We start from the raw sequence: 20,217 nt of genomic DNA, 5'->3' as shown, positions 1-20,217 counted from the left end.
ATCAATTAATTCCTTTTTCGGCCATGACTTTATTGAGTTGTTTGAGCAGTGAAAACATGAGCAAAGTAGCAAACATCAACAGTCCGAAATTGACCCAGAAAAAGTTGCTTTTGTCTTCATAAGTGTCCCACATGCTGGCGAGAACGCCGCTTAATTTATTTCCGATCGACGTGGATAAAAACCATCCGCCCATCATTAAAGATGTGATATTTGCCGGGCTCAGTTTTGAAACGACCGACAATCCCATCGGACTTAAAAACAATTCCCCGATCGTGATGATTCCGTAATTTGCAACGAGCCACCAAACGCTGACTTTCTCCGTTCCATTGGCGCCAGCCTTAACAGCCGCTACCATAACCAAAACCGAAAGCGCAGAGATCAGCAACCCAAAAGCAATTTTCGTAGGCGTTGACGGTTCTTTTTTCCGACTTCTTAAAAAGGTAAAGAATGCAACGACCAAAGGTGTCAGCATAATGACCCAGCCCGGATTAATGGACTGGCTTAAATTGGTTGCCCAAAGGGTAATCGTTGCCCCTTTTTCAGGTAGTTTTTCTTTTTTGACATTCCTGAAGTACAGCGGATAATTGACTTCTTTTTTAACGATGCCATTTTCTTTTTGGAGTCGGAATTGAGCATCATAAACCGCAACGGAATCCTTTTGGTATTTGATCTGGTCGGCCAAACTCAATCCGCGGAACACATCATCGGTCGTTCCGGTAATTTGCCTGTCGGTGTAGCGATCGGCCCAGGTTGTAAGTGCCGAACCGTTCAGTTTAAAAACTGCCCAGAATAGAATCACTACGGCAAAAATAGATAACAATGCACCAATTGGTCGTTTGTTTTCGGGTTTGGCTTTAAAGTACAAGCTCGAGTAAAAGAAGATCACCGGAATACAGGCAAAAATAAATGCATCGGTGCTGTCTGATCCGAAAATATAATTCCCATCCGTGCCAACACCTTTAATAAACCAGCCGATAATCCCGAAAATCACCGATGGCACCAATATAAAAAGCACGATTTTGTAAAACGGCATGTCGCCTTCCTGCGTTCCTTTTTTCTGGTCGTAACCCACGTAATGTTTGGTTCCGATAATGAAAGTCGCTACACCGATAAACATCCCGACGCCGGCCGCCATAAATGCGTAATGCCAGCCTAAAAGAATGTAAAGCGCCGCTCCGAAGAAATTGCAGATGAAAGCACCGACGTTGATTCCCATGTAGAAAATATTGTAGCCTTCGTCCTTTTTATCTTTATATTCTGGTATGGAATAAAAATTTCCGAGCAAAGTGGAAATATTCGGTTTGAAGAAACCATTTCCGAGGATGACCAGTGTCATTGCTACATACAAAACCGTCAATGAATGCACGCCCATCAGAAAATACCCAATTCCCATTAAGATCCCGCCAATGATGATTGATTTTCGATAACCCCAATAACGGTCGGCAATCAATCCGCCGAGGAAAGGCGTTAAGAAAACCAGGGCGATAAAAGTCCCGTATAAATCGGCTGCTTCTTTTTCGGTCATCGCAAAGCCACTTTCCACATCTTTGAGATAAAGCGTGAAAATCCCGATCATTAAATAATATCCGAAACGTTCCCACATTTCGGATAAAAATAAATAAGGTAAGGCTTTCGGGTGTTTATTCCACATGACTTTTTGTTATCTGATTCCGTGCATCATTTTTTTCAACACCGGAGTCAGTAAGAATAAAATAATCGCTGCAAGTCCCGTCAATACTACAAACACCATGAAAAATTCAAATAAATTGTGGACTTCAAAACCTGCAAACATCGGATTGTGATCGCTAATCTGGGCTTTAGAAAGCAAGGCAGCCTGTTCTGCTGTCAATGTGATTTTTTTATCAAGAACCGCCTGTAAATCAATTCCCATTTCTTTTGCTTTTAAGAATTTATCTCCTGTTGCCGGCATAATCGAACCCAAAGTTCCTGCTAATGCATAACCTGAAGCATTCGATAAAAAGAAAACGCCGTATAATAAAGAAGAGAAACGTTTTGGGGATAATTTTCCTACCAATGACAATCCGATTGGTGACAAACAAAGCTCGGCACAAGTCTGGATCAAATACAAAAGGATCAGCCATTTGATCGCCAAAAGCCCACTGTTTCCTAAATCTTTTACATTGTGCGCGATGATGAAATAACTCAATGCGATCAACGCCAATCCGAATGCCTGTTTCATTGGGGAAATCGGCTCGCTGTTTTTGCTTCTCAAATAATCCCAAAGCATACTGAACGGTACGGCGAAAGCGACAACGAACAATCCGTTGAAGATTTGAACCATAGACGGCGGCATGTTCCATCCGAAGAAATTCCTGTCGGTTTGGTTGTCAGCGATAAATGTTAGCGAAGAACCGGCTTGTTCGAAAGCAGCCCAGAAGAAAATGATAAAGAACGCCACGATGTAAATGACGAAAATACGGTCTCTTTCGATTTTTGTCAACGAGGTATCAGATACAATCAATCCGGCCAATGTCAAACCGCTTGAATAAATCAAAGTGTAAATTAAATTCTGGTCGAAAACAAAATGGATAAGCGCGCCTAAAGCCAAAAACGCAACTCCCGCAAGCGTTAATGCTGTTGAAGAAAACACTGCTTTTTGAGATTCGCCTTCTTCAAAATCAGAAGCTTCGTTTTTTGATGGCAATCCGCCCAATGGACGTCCTTCCGGAGTGACTACATATTTATTTTTAAGGAAGTAAAACAAAATTGTTCCGAGCAACATTGCGATCGAAGCCGCTAAAAATCCCCATTTGAATGCATGGATATCGCGAACGCCACCGGCATCCTTTACGTCACCAATAATTGGACAGATCAATTGCCCTAAGAATGCGCCAAGGTTGATTCCCATATAAAAAATCGTAAATGCCGTATCAAGTTTGCTTTTTTCCTGTTTTGGATACAAACTTCCCACCATCGAAGAAATATTCGGTTTGAAAAATCCATTACCGAAAATGATAATTCCAAGTGCCGACCACATTAATGTTGTTGCAAAAGAAATATCCGTCCCGAAAACGCTGGCACTTGCAAACAAAAGCATCTGCCCAATCGCCATCATCAATCCGCCGAGTAAAATACAGTTCCTGTTTCCAAAAAAACGGTCAGCTACAAAGCCTCCGAGCATTGGCGTCAGGTAACAAAGACCGAGGAATCCGCCATAGATTAGCGACGCATCTTCTTCTTTCATTAGCAATGAATTTACAAGGAACAAGGTTAAGATGGCGCGCATTCCGTAGAAATTGAACCTTTCCCACATTTCTGTTCCAAATAATACCCAAAGTCCTTTTGGATGTCCTGTTTTTACTTCTACTTCTGTCATTTTAAAGGGTTTTAGTTTAGTTTTTTATAGGTTGTCTTTAATGAAATTTGTCATTTTGTTGTACAATTGAATGCGCGTTTTTCCGCCGTAAATGCCGTGGTTATTATCGGGATAGATTTGCGAATCGAACTGCTTGTTGGCCTGGATCAACGCTTCCATCATTTGCATCGAATTCTGAACGTGCACATTGTCATCTCCTGAACCGTGGATCAAAAGGAATTTCCCTTTGAGTTTATCGACGTGGTTGATTGGTGAATTTTCATCATAGCCGGTCGGGTTTTCCTCCGGTGTCTGCATGTATCTTTCGGTATAAACCGAGTCGTAGAAACGCCAGTTTGTTACCGGAGCCACGGCAATCGCCATTTTAAATACGCCGTTTCCTTTTAAAATACAATTGGATGACATGAATCCGCCGTAACTCCAACCGAAAATCCCGATTCTGCTTTTGTCCACATACGGATAATTCCCGATGACTTTTGCCGCATCGATCTGGTCTTCGACTTCATATTTTCCAAGCTCTTTTTGCGTCACTCTTTTGAAATCGGCACCTTTGAAACCTGTTCCGCGTCCGTCAACACAAGCTACAATATACCCTTGCTGCGTGAGCATCGAAAACCAGTAATCGTCGGTTGAATTCCAGTCGTTGTTGACCTGTTGCGATCCCGGACCGGAATATTGGTACATAAAAACCGGATATTTTTTATTTGGGTCGAAATTTTTAGGTTTTAAAATCCAGGCATTGAGTTCGTTGCCTTTGTCTGTTTTAAGAACGAAAAATTCTTTTGAAGGCAAATCGTATGCTTTTAATTTCGCTGCCAAAGCGTCGTTGTTCACGACCGATTGGATTTCCTTTCCGTCTTTTGCATTGTTCAAAGTGTACAATGTTGGCTGTGTCGCGCTTGAGAAACTGTTGATGTAAAAATCAAAGTTCGGGCTGAAAGTAGCTGCGCTCGTTCCTGTTTTTGTCGTTAATCGTTTTTTGTTTTTTCCGCTGAGGCTGATGCTGAAAATGTCGCGGTTGATTGATCCGTTTTCTGTAGATTGGTAAAAAACGGTGTTGGTTTTCTCGTCGAAACCGTAATAATTGGTCACTTCCCAATTTCCCTTTGTAACTTGGTTTTTAAGCTTTCCGGATTTATCGAAAACATAAATGTGGTTGAATCCGTCTTTTTCGCTGGTCCAGATAAAACTGTTGTCTTTCAGGAATGTCAGATTGTCTGTAATATCAACGTAGGCTTTGTCTTTTTCGTTCATCACGACTTTGGCTGAAGCCGAATTTCCATCGACAAAAATCAAATCGAGATTGTCCTGATGGCGGTTTAAAACCTGAACGCTGAGTACATTTGCATCATTCGTCCATTTGATTCTCGGAATGTAAAAATCGGTGTAATTGCCCAATTTTACTTCCTTGTTTGACTTCGAAACGACATCGTACAATCTTAACGAAACCACCGAATTCTTTTCGCCTGCTTTCGGATATTTGAACGTTTCAATTTTAGGATACAGGTCTTTATGGAAAATGCTCATCGAAAATTCTGGAACTTCGCTTTCATCAAAACGGATGTACCCGATTTTCTTGCTGTCGGCGCTCCAGTCGAATGCCCTTACGAAAGCAAATTCTTCTTCGTAAACCCAGTCCGTGATTCCGTTGATGACGGCGTTTTTCTTCCCATCGGTTGTGATTTGAGTTGTATTTTTTGAAGCTAAGTCGCAGATATAAAGATTGTTTTCCTTTGCAAAAGCGATTTTCTTTCCGTCAGGCGAAAACGTTGGTTCCTGAATCTGGTAATCAAAAAGCTTTGTCAGTTGTTTGCTGGCCAAATCGTATAAAAAATAATCTGCCGTAAAAGAATGGCGGAAAATTTGGTTGGAATTGTTCGCGATCAACAGCATTTTTTCATCTGAACTAAACGCATAACTGTCGATGCCGTCTCCAAGTGCCGGAAAGTTTTTCGTATCAATCAAAGTCGATACTTTCTTCAATGTCGCAAAATCATACAAATCGATCTGCATGCTTCGTGAAGCCCTATCGGTATTTAAAACCGTGTATTGGTTGGTGTTTTTCATGGACTGCAATTCGTCCATTCCTTTGGCACGAAATGCGCCTGCGTAAATCTCTTCAACGGTTATTTTTTGTTGTGCAGCAACCGATAAACACACGAATAAGAACAGCGTGGTGAGCCTTAATGATTTTATCATTTTTTGTAAGAATATAAAAACTGTCAATTTTAGTGAAAAAATTACACATATCGGCAATTTTCACTGTTAAATACGGTTTTTAGTGAATAACCGAATCAGACGCCATATTTTGATTTTGTTACTAAATGTAAAAATTTAGGTAAACAACTGCAGTTGACCGCCTTTGTATTGTTCGTAAAGCGACAAATTCATTTCCGGGAATACTTTATTGGCGAAGAATTTTTTCCTGGCCAGATGCACCTGCGATCGGATCATCTGTGCAAACTCGCCTTCACCACGCATTCTGTCGCCCCAGCGGCTGTCATTTAGCGTTCCGCCGTGGCATTCTTTGATTTGATTCAGGACTTTATCGGCCCGGTCCGGCATCGCTTTATGGATCCAGTCGGTGAAAATTTCGCCAATCGCGCCGTTCAGTCTTACAACCGTATAACCTATCGACAAGGCACCTGCATCGGATGCGGCTTTCGCCAATGGCAGGATTTCGTGGCTGTTGATTCCGGGAATGATCGGCGCCAGCATGACATTTACGGGAATGCCGTTATCGGATAATAATTTTACAGTATCCAATCGTTTTTTTATCGTTGCCGTCCTGGGTTCGAGCAATTGCCGCGTTTCTTCAGATAAAGAAGTAATAGAGAAATTTACGGATGTTAGGTTGTCTTTCGCCAATTCCTTAAACAAATCGAGATCACGCGCAATCAACGCATTTTTAGTAATGATCGAAACCGGATGCCGGTATTTTAAAAAAATCTCTAAACATTGGCGCGTAATGCCAAATTTACGTTCCGCAGGCTGGTAACAATCGGTATTTCCCGACATGACAATCGTATGCGCCTTCCAGTTTTTGCTTTTGAGTTTTTCCTCGAGCAATTGCGGGGCATTTTTCTTAATGAGAATTTTGCGTTCAAAATCCAATCCAGCACTGTAACCCCAATATTCATGTGAATTTCGGGCAAAACAATAAATGCATCCGTGTTCGCAGCCCTGGTAGGAATTCATTGAAAAACCCATACCTACATCTGGGCTTTCGACTTTATTGACTATGGTTTTGGGAAACACTTCGAGGTAATGCGTGCGGTTGCTTTCGGGCGCGTCGCCTTCGGCTTGACAATAATTCAGGAAATCGTCCTGCATTTCGTAAGCTTCCTTGAAAAAGCGGTTCTGCACATTAATTTGCGCGCCTCTTCCCTTGATATACTGGCTTTCTTCGCTCATGGCTTTATTTTGAAAGTTACATGCGGATATTCCAAAAAGAAAATATTTAAAGTTAAAAATCGGGCGGTGTTAATAAGATATTAATGTGTAAAAATTTACTTACGATTAAGAAAATTGCCTTTTTATTTTTTCACCATTAAGGGATTAAGGTTCATTAAGCTTCATGCATCTTAATCCCTTAATGGTGAAAATTCTAACCGTAATCTGCTTGTAAAAGCTATCTTTGCACAAACTTTTACGCTTACAAAAATGAACAACGCCGTTGCAGGATTTTCCAAATGGTCCAAAGAAGAAAAAATCGACTGGATCGCAAAATCATATTTTTCAAATCCCGAAGAAGCCGTTTCGCTGCTTAAAAATTATTGGAATTCTGATGCAAATGTCCAGAAACTGCACGACGAATTCATCGAAAATACGATCACAAATTTTTACCTGCCACTTGGCATTGCGCCGAATTTCCTGATTAACGGAAAATATTATACGGTTCCGATGGCAATCGAGGAAAGCTCAGTTGTTGCGGCTGCGGCCAAATCAGCGAAGTTCTGGTCGACGCGCGGCGGATTTAAGGCAACGGTTTTGAACACCGAAAAAATCGGGCAGGTTCATTTTATTTTTAAGGGAAATTCTGAAAAACTGACTGCTTTTTTCAATCAGATTAAACCAAAATTTTATTCCGATACCGAATCGCTGACCAAAAATATGCAGCAACGCGGCGGCGGAATCCTCAATATTGAATTGCGTGACAAAACCACTGCACTTCCGGATTATTTTCAGCTGCATGCGACTTTTGAAACGAAGGATTCAATGGGCGCCAATTTTATCAATTCATGCCTCGAGCAATTTTCAAAAACGCTGAAAGAAGAAGCGCTTTCGTTTGACCATTTTTCGGAAGAAGAAAAAAATATCCAGGTTGTGATGTCGATTTTGTCGAATTATGTTCCGAATTGCATTGTCCGCGCCGAAGTTTCCTGCCCAATCGAAGCATTGGCGGAAAAGCATATTGAAAACCCACATGAATTTGCTGAAAAGTTCGTTCGCGCTGTTCAGATCGCTGAAGTCGAACCATTTCGCGCGGTGACACACAACAAAGGCATCATGAACGGAATCGATGCGGTTGTGCTTGCCACCGGCAATGATTTTCGTGCGATTGAAGCCGCAATACATGCGTATGCTTCACGAAACGGACAATATTCAAGTTTATCACATGCGAAAATCGAAGATGGCATTTTTTCTTTTTGGATGGAAATCCCATTGGCTTTGGGAACTGTAGGCGGATTGACGTCATTGCATCCTTTGGTGAAATTTGCTTTGCAGATGCTCGAAAAACCGTCTGCACAACAATTGATGCAGATCGTAGCCGTTGCAGGATTGGCACAGAATTTTGCCGCTTTGCGCTCACTGACAACAACAGGAATACAGGAAGGCCACATGAAAATGCACCTGAACAACATCCTGAACCAATTCGAAGCTACGGATGAAGAACGCGCTTTGGTGAAAAAGCATTTTAAAATACATGCGGTTTCCCATTCGGCTGCAGTGAATTTGATCGCTGAATTGCGAAAGTAATTTTTAACTGGGCCAATGGCTGAACTGAGCGAAGCTAATATTTTAATCCTTAACTCTTTCAATTTGAAAACCTTTTACAGCAACGGAAAGCTTTTAATTACCGGCGAATATGTCGTTTTGGATGGTGCGAAAGCTTTGGCTTTGCCTACGAAATTCGGACAGGATCTGGTTGTGGAAAATGGTTTCGGGAAAGAAATCCGATGGAAAAGCTTTGATTCGGATGGAAGTATTTGGTTTGAAGAAGTGATTTCATTTGAGGCGATCGCAAATAAATCCGAAGATAAAAATCCGATAAAAAATACTATAATTGAGATTTTGCACGAAGCTTATCTTCTGAATCCAAAATTTTTAAAATCCGAAGGTTATTCGGTTACTACAAACCTTACGTTTCCGAGGTCTTGGGGATTGGGCACTTCATCTACTTTAATTAACAACATCGCGCAATGGCTCAAAATCGATGCATTTGCATTGCTGAAAAATAGTTTTGGGGGCAGCGGTTATGACATTGCGTGCGCTCAAAACGACACGCCAATCTTATACCATTTGGAAAACGAAAACCCGATTGTTGAAAGTGTTCGTTTTGCTCCTGAATTTGCTTCGAATCTTTATTTTATTTACCTGAATAAAAAGCAAAGCAGCAAATCGGCCATTCAATCGTATCGCGAAAAGACAAACAACATTAGTCAAACCATTATTGCAATTGACGAAATGACATCTGGTATTTTAAAGGCCGAAACACTTTCAGAATTTAAAAAACTGATCCAAAGACACGAAGCCATTTTAAGTGCAATTCTGGAATTACCAACAGCTCAATCGTCTTTATTTCTAGATTTTAACGGAACTATAAAAAGCCTCGGTGGCTGGGGCGGCGATTTTATCTTAGCGGCTTCAGAAATCGATCCTACCATTTACTTTAAACAAAAGGGCTACGAAACTGTGATTCCATATTCAAAAATGATCTTATAAAAAAATCCCGGACAAGCCGGGATTTTATATTTAGAAGCAATTTCAATTAGTAATTGAAATCTGCCCTGTTGTCTTTGATATCCGCATCTGATTTTAAGGCCGGGATCACACGTCCAGAATACCCTGCAACCTGTGCTTTTACTTTTGCGCTGTAATCTTTGTAATCTTTCAAAACCGGCGCTTTTGTGATTGCCGTTGGTTTCACAACATACACTCCAGAATTCCCTTCGATTGGGGCAGATACTTTATTTACACCAATGGCAAAAGCTGTTCCTACTACTTTTTTCTCTGGTCCAGCACCTGGGAGGTTTCCATTGTCGATTGTTAAATCAACTGCTTGCTGCACTGTAGAACCGGTTGCTTTTGCAACGGCATCCAAAGTGCTTCCAGCCATTTTAGCTTTAATTTTCTCTGCTTTTTTCTTGTTCTTCAAAACCGGTTCCACTGATGGTCTTGCATCTTCAACAGACATCAAACCTTCTTTGTTTACTTTTTTCAGTTTAGCGATCACGTTTCCAAGGTTTGCCACTTCAAATCTTTTTACATCTCCGGCGTTTGTTCCTTTTTCATAAGCCCATCTTACGATTTGTCTTTGAGCACCAAGCGCACCAACCATTTCGTCCATTGCTTTTACTTTTACAGATGGGTTAACAGTCAAACCTTCTGCTTTGGCTGTTTTTTCGAAATCTTTGTCGTTGGCGTCCATTTCGAATTTTACCGCTTTGGTATACAATCTATCTGTAGTTCCTTCAGACGGTTCGATTTTTCTTGCGATGGTCGCCAAACGGATGGCATCCTGCTTGTCTGTAATGTTGATGATATGAAAACCAAAATCAGTTTCCACCAAGCCAATTTTTCCGATTGGGTTGTTGAACACGAAGTCATTGAAAGGCTTCACCATTTGTCCCTGGCTAAAATATCCCAAATCGCCACCTTGCTGTGCAGACGAATCATCAGAATTGGTAAGAGCCAACATTAAGAAGCTTGACGGGTTAGCCTGAACTTGTGCCAATAAAGCTTCTGCTTTCGCTTTCGCTTCTTCTTTGGTTCTTTTTTCTTTCTTGTTCGGAACCTGAGTTCCTTCATAGCTGATCAAAATGTGGCTTGCTTTTGCATTGGCTCCGGCTTTTCTACCCATAGATTTTGAGATCGCATAATATTGTCCGCGCATGTATGGCCCGTAAAGTTCGCCTGTTGGCAAATTGAACAACGCCTCTGCTACATCAGCAGGAAGGTCTTTTTTCGCTACATAAGTCGAATCGTAAGGCACATCAGAATTGGCATTGACAAATTCAGCTACGTTTGCAGCCCCTTTGAAACCTGGCAAAGTATCGTTTTTACCTGTTGTTTTGTTGTATTCTACTCTTGAACCCAACAACGCATTGACGCTTGATTTCACTTCCGTTTCATCTTCAACCGATGGTTTGTCTTCCACCAAAACGTATTCGATCTCACGATTTTCATCCGCTTTGTATCTCTTTTCGTTTTTCTTCATGTAATCTACGATGTCCTGATCGGCAATTTTTACATCGCTGTCTTTGATCGTAGAATATAAAACGGCTACGTAATCGAAGCTTACTTTATTTGCTTCCATTTCGTATTTTAGTTTCCCTTCAGCAGTTGTTGTGTACATTCCTGCTTTTACCAACGTATTGTAGATTTGGTATTTTGCATTCAGCTCTGCATCTTTTTCACGGTCTTTAATGAATTGTGCCTGCTCCGGGTTTGATTTGAAATATTCCTTGAATTTATTCAGATCAAAAACACCTGCATCATTCAGGAACATTGGGTTTTTACCGATATTCTGGTCTGATTTGAATGCTTCAACGATGTGTTTTTCACCTGTACGGATTCCGAGTTTATCAAACTGCGCTGTTAACAAGGCAATCGAAACTTCCTGGTCCCAAACACGGTTTACCGCCTGGGCTGCAGTCATTTGCTGTCCGCTTTTTTCAAGATTGCTGACTTTTACCCTGAAATCCTCGAAAGATATATCAGTTCCATTCACACTTCCTACATATTTGGAAGACTGGTTAAAATTGCCTTTGTTGAATAAATCTCCGATTATAAAAGCGAATAAACAAAAACCAATAACGAGTATCAGAAGAAGTGAACGTTGCCTAATTTTAGATAAAACTGCCATTTTTATTGTTGTTAATTTTTTAATTCAGTTTGCGAAAATACAATTATCTATTTAATAATTACAGTTGTAAACTTATATTTTGCGAAAAAATCGATTTTTTTAAAAATTTTATTCGCCGATCCTCATTTTTACAAGCTCGATCTTTTTATTGGTCGCCTGATCTATCGTAAAATGGAAGTTGCCAATGGCGATTTCCTCGCCGGTTTGCGGAATGTCTTTAGTTGCATTGACGATGAATCCGCCAAGGGTTCCGTAAGAGTCACTTTCGGGAATGTTGAGTTTGTAGGTCTCATTAAGGTATTCGACATCGAGGCGCGTCGAGAACAAATACGTGTTTTCATCAAGTTCTTTTTCGATGAGTTCTTCTTCCGAATCGTGTTCGTCTTCAATTTCGCCAAACAATTCTTCAACTATATCTTCAATCGTGATCATTCCCGAAGTTCCGCCGTATTCATCAAGCACGATCGCCACGCTTTTTCTCTTTTTGGTCAAAAGGTTCATTGCATCTTTGATGAAAATGGTTTGAGGCACAAATTCGACCGGAATTAAAATCGATTTGATCGTGCGCGGTTTTTTGAACAGATCAAACGAATGTACGTAACCTATAATATCATCGAGTGAATTTTGATAAACGAGAATTTTGGAATAACCGGTTTCGATGAATTTTTCCTTAAGTTCGTTAACCGAATCATAAATATCAACAGCCGACATCTCTGTGCGCGGCGTCATGATGTCACGTGCTTTTACACCTGAAAATTCGAGCGCATTCTGGAAAATCTGGATTTCTGAATCGACGTTTTCGTGGTCGTCGACGGTGCTCATTTGCTCCGAGATGTAATTCCCGAGTTCGGCTTTGCTAAAAAATGATGGTATAATATCGCCTTCGGTCTTGAAGAATTTACGCAGTATGAAATCGGAAATCCATAAAATAAAAATCGAAACGTAATAAAACAGCAGGTAAAAGAGATAAGCCGGAACCGCAAAAAACTTGATCAGGCTATTGGCATAGATCTGAAAAAAAACTTTCGGCAGGAATTCTGATGTAATTAAAACGATGAATGTTGATATCGCCGTCTGGATCAAAACATCAGCCAATGGCGAGAAATGATAGCCCAAACCCGTGATCCACGCCAGCAGGAATTGCCCGGCGTAAAATCCGTAAACAACCAAAGCGATTGTATTTCCGATCAGCATTGAAACAATGAACTGTGACGGCTTTGAAGTAAGTTTGGTAAGGATTTGCGAAATGAAGTTATCCTGTTTTTTTTCGATTTCAAGATAAATTTTGTTGGATGAAATGAAGGCGATTTCCATCCCGGAGAAAAATGCGGCCAGTATTAAACAAAGAAATATAATACCTGTTTCCATGAATTACGGTTTGTTGTTGCCGTGGTTTTCAAACTTTTTGGCAAATTTCCTTCTGAAGAAAAACATAAAAATGGCCAATGCTGCGATGAAAAAGCTCAGCCACGGCCCGCCTTCAGAATGGAATTTCGTTACGCCATCATAAACAAAAAAACCTGCAAAAATCAGGTAAACGTATTGGGTATATTTAAGGTAATTCATGTTTGTTGTTATTCCGCTTCGTCGATAATGCCGTTGATGCGTTGTGAGTTAACTATTTTAAAATCTTTGCTGAAATCGATGCCTTCTCCGTTTGAAATCCCTTTCGGATCTGTAAATTTAAACTTTTTCTCGGTATAAAACCATTCATTTTTCTGGTCAAAATACAATTGGTCGGTTTCGAGCAACTGCCCTTGTTCGGTGCGGATTTTTACATTTTTCTGCAGATCGATCAGATCGGTACCTTTAAAAGAAACGGCATAATCGGCAGTGATGAAAGTGCGCTTGCCTTTGTTGTCATACATGGTGACATCGATGCCATTTGGGAATTCGGTAAACGGAAACTCGACATTTGAATAATCGAGCATTTTCGGGCTGATAAGCACCGATTTGATTTTCCCTGAATCGGTATATTTCAGATTAAAATCGATGGCTTCACCGCTTGGGACAAATTCAGAATAATTGATTTTCTGGACATCCTTGAAATTGCCTTCGCAGGCCGAGAGCAGCACCACAGCGAGTACAGCTAAAAAGGCAAACTGCGGTTTGTAATTTCTGAAAGCCATGAATCAATTGTGTTTTAGTCGTATCTTCTTTTGATAAACCACCTGTCATTCAGGCTAAGGCTGATAATGACATTCGCATAATTCTCTTCAACAAGAAGTGCTTTTGCTGTACCGCGCCTTCCAAATTCGGCGCCAAGGTTCAGGCTCGAAAAAGCGCCGCCCAATGGAAATCCTAAACCTCCCGTGAAAGCATAGTCCTTAATTGATTCGTTGTTCACGATCAATCCCGTATTTTCATATCTGAAACCTGCGCGGTAAACGATTTTACTGAAATAATTCGAAAAGGAGTTGTAGTTTGGAATATAATACCCTCCAACACTGTACTTAACGGCATTTTCAAAAGTCGCGTTTGTGATGTCATCAAAGCGGTTGCCCATTTTATTGCTTTGCTGCAGGGTTACTTCAGCTCCTACAAGCCATTTGCGTTTTTGCCCGATCCCGGCCCCGAGAGAAAATTTACTCGGCATTTTCAATGACCTTTTACTTTCCTCGGCATCCAGGGCGTCGATTGTAGTTGACGTTAAATCCTCAGAATACAATACTGAAGTCAGCAACCTCGTATTATCTGTCTTCAATACGCTTTCCGGCGTATAAGTTAGTCCGCCATACAAATCAAGTTTATTATTAAGTTTTCGCTGGTACATCACGCCAAGATTGACATTAAATCCTGACATTTGAGACCTGTTGGATTCCAGTGTACCATATTGAAAATCTGTATATTTCCTGAAACTGGCCGTTTGAATTTCCCCAAAATTGTAATTAAAATCGGCACCAACGCTTAAATTAGGCATGATCTGGTAAGCCAGTCCTAAGAAAGCCTTGTTGATGTTACCGGTCCCGTTATACCGGTGTATGGCATTGCGGCTTTCATCTCCAATAGGCTCGACACCTTCTGTCCTGATCCTGTATCCAACAGACGAATATGGCATAAGCCCTAAAACTGCACCAAATTTACCCATCGGAATACCAATGGCCAAATAGTCAAAAGTACTGCGTTGTGCTTTTTCGTTAGAATTTAAGGCAGTGTATTTAGAATAATTGGCACTTCCGCCAATGGTAAACGAAGTAAGTTTCAGGCTGGAATAAGAAGCCGGGTTTTGCAAATTGATGTGGATGCTGTCTGAAAACACAGATACGCCGCCCATTGATCTGTTTTCTACAGTTCCTTTAAACCTGATATCGCCAATCCCATAAATGGAATACGGAGATGATGTTCCCTGTTGTGCGAGTGTAATTATTGAAAAAAGCAGAAAAACAGGAACTAAAAATTTTCTAATCATTTTTGATTTTATATTGAAAAGTTTGGCTCAAACTTTCCAGCAGAAAATTTGAATGGGCAAATATGGTATTTTTTAATCGTTTAGCCAAAAATTCTGCATCTCCACCAGTTAAAATTATTATAAAGTTTGAATAGCGTTCTTTATAACTGTCGATAAATCCATCCATTTCGAAAGCAATTCCGTTTACGACTCCAGAATGGATCGATTCGTTTGTAGAATTGCCCGTTACCGCTAAAGGTTCTGATTTTGATAACAATGGCAACCGCGCCGTATATTGATGCAACGCTTCGTACCGCAAACGAATTCCCGGCGATATGGCACCGCCCAGGTAGTGATCGGTTTGATCAACAAAATCATAGGTAATGCATGTTCCGGAATCAATGATGAGTCGGTTTTTCATTGGGAATTTAAGTACGGCTCCTGCCGATAAAACCATGCGGTCGATTCCTAAAGTATGCGGTGTCGCATATTGATTTTTGAAAGGAAAGGAATCATCATGAGTAATAAAATGTAATTTGAGGCTGTCGTTAACCGATAAAAAGGCTTCTTTTGAAACATTTCCTACCGATGCAACGATCAAATCGGTAATTTCTGGAAATTCTTTTAAAATTTTTTTGAGCGAATCTTCAAGTGCTTCTTTTCCGAAAAAACCCTGCGCAACGATGATATCGTGTTCAAAGACAGCATATTTAATTCTGGTATTCCCGATGTCGATCGCTAAAAGCATAGGTGCAGTTTTGTTGCCGCGAAGTTACGAATTGATTTTTTTTAATATTTGTTTTGGATAAATTAAAAATCGTTCTATATTTGCACCCGCATCAGCAACGGTACCTTAGCTCAGATGGTAGAGCAATGGACTGAAAATCCATGTGTCCCTGGTTCGATCCCTGGAGGTACCACTCAAACCCGAAACAATTGTTTCGGGTTTTTTGTTTTAATGAACACATCGAATCCGTTAGGGCATATATAACCTGGAACTTTCGATAAATTCATAGAAATGGTGTTCAAAATTCAAGCAAAAACTTATTAAGGATGAAATCAAACCAATTCCACAAATACAATCGAATATTCTGGCCTTGGATTGTAGTGTATTGCATCATTATTTCATCGGAGATATTTTTATTAAACACCAAAAGTTTTGAAGAAGGTAAATTTAATGCTTTTGGCAAATTTGCCTCTTTTACTGGTTGGAAGTATTTTATGTTTTATCATTTTCAGCGAAGATATTCGATCAAAAGTTGTTGATAAACTTAAATTGGCTTTATGCATGATTTCTATCTTGCTGTTTATACTTTTCTTTATAAGTATTAAAAACAACATTAACATCTCTTACCGTTACTAATTGCTTAGACACCTAAAATACAGCCACAAAAAAACCTGTTTAAATTTCACTCAAAATCTCTAATATTTTACCGGGAATCTCATCATATTCTGCCAAACTATAAGGCTTGATTAAAAAACCTTTGGTTCCCATTTCCATGCATTTTGCCTCATAAATCGGATTTATTGCTGTGGAATACACAAATGCCGGAATGCTTTTTAAGTCCTTGTCGTCGACGATTTGCTTCAATGCATCGATCCCACTTAGAATGGGCATATTGATGTCGGTTAAAATCACATCCGGGGTTTCGGCAGCATTATTTTTCAGGAATTCTAGCAGTTCCTGGCCGTTTTTCACCAGGCTCACTTTCGCGAAAGCGTTGTGTTTGCCAAACGAAGCTTCGATAATTTCGCCGTCGTCAAAGTCGTCTTCGGCAATGAGAATGTGTAAATTCCTGAGTTGGATCATCTAAATTTTTACGCGTTAATCGGGAAATAAAGGTTGAAAACGCTGCCTTCTCCAGGCGTACTTTCGACATTTATCTTTCCCAAATGGTTTTCCATGATTTTTTTGCAGATGGCCAAACCAATACCGTTTCCGGAATATTCGTTGCGCATGTGCAAGCGTTGAAAGATAGTAAAAATTTTCGTTAAATACATTTTGTCCATTCCGATGCCATTGTCCTGCAAACGAATGTGGTGGAATTTTTTCTGCGGATTATTCGCATCCACAAACTCAGAAACCGATGCTGTAATACTGATTTCAGGCGGAATTCCGCGCTTACTGTATTTGATCGCATTCGAAATCAAATTTGAAAACAATTGGCGCATCTGCACTTTTGAAGCTGCAATGACCGGCAATTCTGAAAACTTAATTGTAGCCGAATAATCGTTGATATTGAGTTCGAGATCATCTAAAACTTCTTTGAGGATTTTGTTCAGATCGACCTCCATTTCTTCCGTTTTTACTGCGCTGAAAGCGTATTTTACCAAATCATCGACTAAAGAATTCAGCCTTAGAGCCGATGAGTTGACGATCTTGAGGTTGTGAAGTTCGCCTTTTTCAAACAACTCCGATTTGGTTTCATTTAGATGTGAAGTATAAGTCACGATTTTCCGTATCGGCTCTTTTAAATCATGCGAAATCACATGGATGAACTGCTCAAGGTTCGTATTGGTCTGATGTAATTCCGTCACTTTTGTTTCAAGCTGCCGTTGATAAGCGACCAGTGCTTCTTCGTGTTTGCGCTTTTCACTTAAATCGGTGACCACCACGCCAATTGCATTTACATTCGGATGCAAGTCGGTCAGCGATACATAAACCGGAACTTTTTTATCACCTGCATTCAATGTAATTTCCCCTTTGCTCGGGCCGTAAGCCAATGCCGATTTGAGCATTTGGAACTCACGTTCTGAATCCATGTAATCCTGAAAAAAACTTCCGGTAATTTTATTTGCGGGGATTTTCAGCAGCTTAGAAAAATAATCATTGCAGTATAAAACCAAGCCATCGTCTGAAATGCTCAACGCACCTTCTCCAAATTTCTCAATTAAAATCCGATAGGTATAATCGGCGCTTTCAAGCGAATACACATGCGGCTGTCCGTTTTTATTAAGGACAAGTGCATCAACGGCACCTTCGCGTATGGCTTCAATAATGCTGTTCGATTCAAAAAGCTGGTTTTTGAGCTCGTCAATTTCTGCCTGAAGCGCTTTAATATGTGGGTTGTTGTTTTCCATCAGCTTTTAATATCGAGTATTCTGAGGACTTTTTCGGTATCGGATAAATCGCCGAGCAGCGTTCTGGGCTGGCCGGGGCCTGTTTTTATGAGTGTTGGTATTGCAATGATCTGATAATCTACGGCCGATTGTCTGTCTGTCGTAATGTCGATGATTTGCAGGTTGAAGTTTCCTTTAAGGTATGTATCGCAAATACTCCGGAGGTTTTCAATGGCATGGCCTGATTTCACAGACATGCCTGAAACAAACAGAATAAATGTGTATTTTTCAGGATTCGCGGCAATTTTAGGGCTATTTTCCAATGGGTCTATTTTATGGGTTTGATGTTGAGCCCAACAAGCACCCGTTCTTCATTAGACAAATCCCCGATGATCTTACGGATCGGTTCCGGAAATCTTCTCACAAGTGTGGGAACAGCAAGAATCTGGTCGCCTTCCGCGAGTTGCGGACTTTCGAGCAGATCAATAATTTCTATCGAATATTTGCCTTCCAGGTGAATCTCTGCGTATTTTTTAATGTTGCTTAAAGCCTTAATCGATTTGGGTGTTTGCCCAGCGATGTAAAGCAACAATTGCCATTCTGCCGGTTGCTTTATCATTTCTTTTTGGTTTTAGGCGTGTTTTCGATCATGATTTTCGAATGCAAATCTTCAGTTGCTTTTAAAATCCCCAATTCTTCTACCACCGATTCAAATTCATTTTTAAGCGCTGCAATATTTGCTTCGAGCACTTTTCGTTTGCGGTCGATTTCGCGATCCTTGCGATCAAGATCACTTTGCAGTTTCATTGCTTTGACGGTACGCTGCAATTGATTTGATTTTCTTGCCGCTCCGGTTAAAATGCCTTCCGGGCCAAATTCAACATCGAGCAACTCGATACCTTTTGAACCGATCACAAATTCCCTGACTTGGTTTGAATGACCCATTCCGCGCGATTTTACAATAAAGATTCCGCGGTTTCGCTCCCCGATTCCTTCCATATCGCGAACTGTAATCCAGGTATCCACCAAAGACGAAACCGATTCTTCGGCAAGATCGGGCCTTAAATTATCGTTTTGTTTATTTAACGATGTGAAAAGCGCTGTGATGTTATTCGCCTTGAGCATGTCGATCAACCTGACGAGCATCGAGCGGACTTCATTCTCATTTCCAACGGTAATTAAATTGCTGATCGGATCCAGGATAACGGTTGTTGGCTTAAAATCTTTAATTAATTTTCTGAGTGTCAACAGGTGTAATTCCAACCCATTTAATGACGGGCGTGAAGCATGAATCTGTAGCAATCCTTTATCGATATGTTTTTCGAGATCGATCCCAATCGATTTCATGTTGCGAATGAGTTGCTGAGGCGATTCTTCAAATGCAAAAAAGACCGTTTTTTCATGTTTTTTGCATTGTTCATTTGCAAAATAGCAAGCAATCGTGGTTTTTGCAGTTCCGGCAGTTCCTGAGATCAGGATGTTGCTTCCGCGGTAAAATCCGCCACCTACAAACATGGTGTCAAGTCCGGGAACACCTGTAGAAACAAGCTCAGACGAGACTTCATTGTTGAGTTTTAATGACGTGATCGGAAGCACAGAAATACCATCTTCATCGATTAGGAACGGATATTCATTGGTTCCATGCGTAGAACCTCTATATTTAATGATGCGCAAACGGCGTGTGGAAACCTGTTCGATGACACGATGATCCAGTATAATGACACAATCGGAAACATATTCCTCAAGTCCCTGTCGCGTTAAAGTAGCTTCTCCGCGTTCACCTGTAATAATTGCCGTTACGCCTTTTTCTTTGAGCCAATGGAACAATCTTCTAAGTTCGGCGCGCAAAATTGCCTGATTGTCCAAGCCTGCAAACAGCGATTCGATGGTATCAAGCACAACCCTTTTCGCATTGACGGAATCGATCGCATGGTTCAGCCTGATAAACAAGCCTTCAAGATCGTATTCTCCTGTTTCTTCAATTTCTGAACGTTCGACACGCACATAATCTACAACCAGTTTTTTTTCTGCTTTGAGTTTATCAAGGTCGAAGCCCAATGATTTTACATTAAGTGACAAATCTTTTGAAGGTTCTTCGAATGACATAAATACGCCGTGCTCACTGAAATCTGTAATTCCTTTAATTAGAAACTGCATAGACAACAGCGTTTTCCCGCAGCCTGCACCGCCACATATCAGTGTTGGCCTACCTTTCGGGAAGCCGCCATCGGTAATTTCGTCGAGGCCTTCTACTCCGGTTGGAGTTTTAGGAAATGAGAATTTTTCATCTTGGGGTTTGGAGGGTTTTATTTTTCGCACGCCTGTTTGGTTTTTTTTATGGAA

The 20,217-nt window shown here is 40.6% G+C and carries 17 protein-coding genes and 1 tRNA gene; 3 read left to right on the top strand and 15 right to left on the bottom strand.

Annotated features, from left to right (window positions below; translation table 11 throughout):
- Position 1 precedes the first annotated feature (1 nt).
- The 4 genes from BLS32_RS14670 to BLS32_RS14655 form a co-directional block, all read right to left on the bottom strand.
- The gene (locus BLS32_RS14670; RefSeq protein WP_091397487.1) at positions 2-1,651 is read right to left on the bottom strand and encodes a peptide MFS transporter; all 1,650 of its coding nucleotides are present in this window, start codon (positions 1,649-1,651) and stop codon (positions 2-4) included.
- 9 nt (positions 1,652-1,660) lie between these two features.
- Entirely contained in the window at positions 1,661-3,337 is a 1,677-nt protein-coding gene (locus tag BLS32_RS14665) for a peptide MFS transporter (RefSeq protein WP_091397485.1), read from the bottom strand.
- 24 nt (positions 3,338-3,361) lie between these two features.
- Positions 3,362-5,536 (bottom strand): S9 family peptidase, encoded by a 2,175-nt coding sequence (locus BLS32_RS14660; RefSeq protein ID WP_371860032.1) that lies wholly within the window; start codon positions 5,534-5,536, stop codon positions 3,362-3,364.
- Positions 5,537-5,671: 135 nt separating this feature from the next.
- The gene (locus BLS32_RS14655; protein ID WP_091397482.1) at positions 5,672-6,751 is read right to left on the bottom strand and encodes a PA0069 family radical SAM protein; all 1,080 of its coding nucleotides are present in this window, start codon (positions 6,749-6,751) and stop codon (positions 5,672-5,674) included.
- Between the two features lie 249 nt (positions 6,752-7,000).
- On the opposite strand from BLS32_RS14655, the gene BLS32_RS14650 reads away from it, so the two are divergent.
- Positions 7,001-8,317, top strand: a complete 1,317-nt coding sequence (locus BLS32_RS14650) for a hydroxymethylglutaryl-CoA reductase, degradative (RefSeq protein WP_091397478.1) — start codon at positions 7,001-7,003, stop codon at positions 8,315-8,317.
- Positions 8,318-8,332: 15 nt separating this feature from the next.
- Positions 8,333-9,283, top strand: a complete 951-nt coding sequence (locus BLS32_RS14645; protein WP_091397475.1) for a GYDIA family GHMP kinase — start codon at positions 8,333-8,335, stop codon at positions 9,281-9,283.
- A 46-nt stretch (positions 9,284-9,329) separates the two neighbouring features.
- Here BLS32_RS14645 and BLS32_RS14640 read toward each other — a convergent pair whose 3' ends face one another.
- From BLS32_RS14640 to BLS32_RS14615, 6 genes are all read right to left on the bottom strand, one after another.
- Positions 9,330-11,426 (bottom strand): peptidylprolyl isomerase, encoded by a 2,097-nt coding sequence (locus BLS32_RS14640; RefSeq protein WP_091397472.1) that lies wholly within the window; start codon positions 11,424-11,426, stop codon positions 9,330-9,332.
- Between the two features lie 108 nt (positions 11,427-11,534).
- The gene (locus BLS32_RS14635) at positions 11,535-12,794 is read right to left on the bottom strand and encodes a hemolysin family protein (protein ID WP_091397470.1); all 1,260 of its coding nucleotides are present in this window, start codon (positions 12,792-12,794) and stop codon (positions 11,535-11,537) included.
- Between the two features lie 3 nt (positions 12,795-12,797).
- On the bottom strand, positions 12,798-12,992 hold the full coding sequence (locus tag BLS32_RS14630) for a hypothetical protein (protein WP_091397467.1): 195 nt from the start codon (positions 12,990-12,992) through the stop codon (positions 12,798-12,800).
- 8 nt (positions 12,993-13,000) lie between these two features.
- Positions 13,001-13,555, bottom strand: a complete 555-nt coding sequence (gene lptC / locus BLS32_RS14625) for an LPS export ABC transporter periplasmic protein LptC (RefSeq protein ID WP_091397464.1) — start codon at positions 13,553-13,555, stop codon at positions 13,001-13,003.
- Positions 13,556-13,569: 14 nt separating this feature from the next.
- Positions 13,570-14,835, bottom strand: a complete 1,266-nt coding sequence (locus BLS32_RS14620; RefSeq protein WP_091397461.1) for a BamG family beta-barrel-assembly machinery protein — start codon at positions 14,833-14,835, stop codon at positions 13,570-13,572.
- Positions 14,828-15,562: a type III pantothenate kinase gene (locus BLS32_RS14615; protein ID WP_091397459.1), complete on the bottom strand. Its 735-nt coding sequence runs from the start codon at positions 15,560-15,562 to the stop codon at positions 14,828-14,830. The genes BLS32_RS14620 and BLS32_RS14615 overlap by 8 nt, the downstream gene beginning before the upstream one ends.
- A gap of 99 nt (positions 15,563-15,661) precedes the next feature.
- Between BLS32_RS14615 and BLS32_RS14610 the strand changes: the two genes are divergently transcribed.
- Positions 15,662-15,734, top strand: a tRNA-Phe gene (locus BLS32_RS14610).
- Positions 15,735-16,216: 482 nt separating this feature from the next.
- On the opposite strand, the gene BLS32_RS14600 is transcribed toward BLS32_RS14610, so the two are convergent.
- The 5 genes from BLS32_RS14600 to kaiC are packed head-to-tail and all read right to left on the bottom strand — an operon-like array spanning position 16,217 to position 20,193.
- Positions 16,217-16,624 (bottom strand): response regulator, encoded by a 408-nt coding sequence (locus tag BLS32_RS14600; RefSeq protein WP_091397453.1) that lies wholly within the window; start codon positions 16,622-16,624, stop codon positions 16,217-16,219.
- Positions 16,625-16,632: 8 nt separating this feature from the next.
- Positions 16,633-17,895, bottom strand: coding sequence for a PAS domain-containing sensor histidine kinase (locus BLS32_RS14595; protein WP_091397450.1), 1,263 nt, complete (start codon positions 17,893-17,895; stop codon positions 16,633-16,635).
- The gene (locus BLS32_RS14590) at positions 17,895-18,197 is read right to left on the bottom strand and encodes a circadian clock KaiB family protein (protein ID WP_245699479.1); all 303 of its coding nucleotides are present in this window, start codon (positions 18,195-18,197) and stop codon (positions 17,895-17,897) included. The genes BLS32_RS14595 and BLS32_RS14590 overlap by 1 nt, the downstream gene beginning before the upstream one ends.
- 5 nt (positions 18,198-18,202) lie before the next feature.
- Entirely contained in the window at positions 18,203-18,493 is a 291-nt protein-coding gene (locus BLS32_RS14585) for a circadian clock KaiB family protein (RefSeq protein WP_091397447.1), read from the bottom strand.
- The gene (kaiC, locus tag BLS32_RS14580) at positions 18,490-20,193 is read right to left on the bottom strand and encodes a circadian clock protein KaiC (protein ID WP_245699478.1); all 1,704 of its coding nucleotides are present in this window, start codon (positions 20,191-20,193) and stop codon (positions 18,490-18,492) included. The genes BLS32_RS14585 and kaiC overlap by 4 nt, the downstream gene beginning before the upstream one ends.
- Positions 20,194-20,217 lie beyond the last annotated feature (24 nt).

The sequence above is a fragment of the Flavobacterium noncentrifugens genome (assembly GCF_900100375.1).
Taxonomy (GTDB): Bacteria; Bacteroidota; Bacteroidia; order Flavobacteriales; family Flavobacteriaceae; genus Flavobacterium; species Flavobacterium noncentrifugens.
Note: the sequence above shows the minus strand (reverse complement) of the source record. Positions and strands in the feature narration are given on the sequence as shown.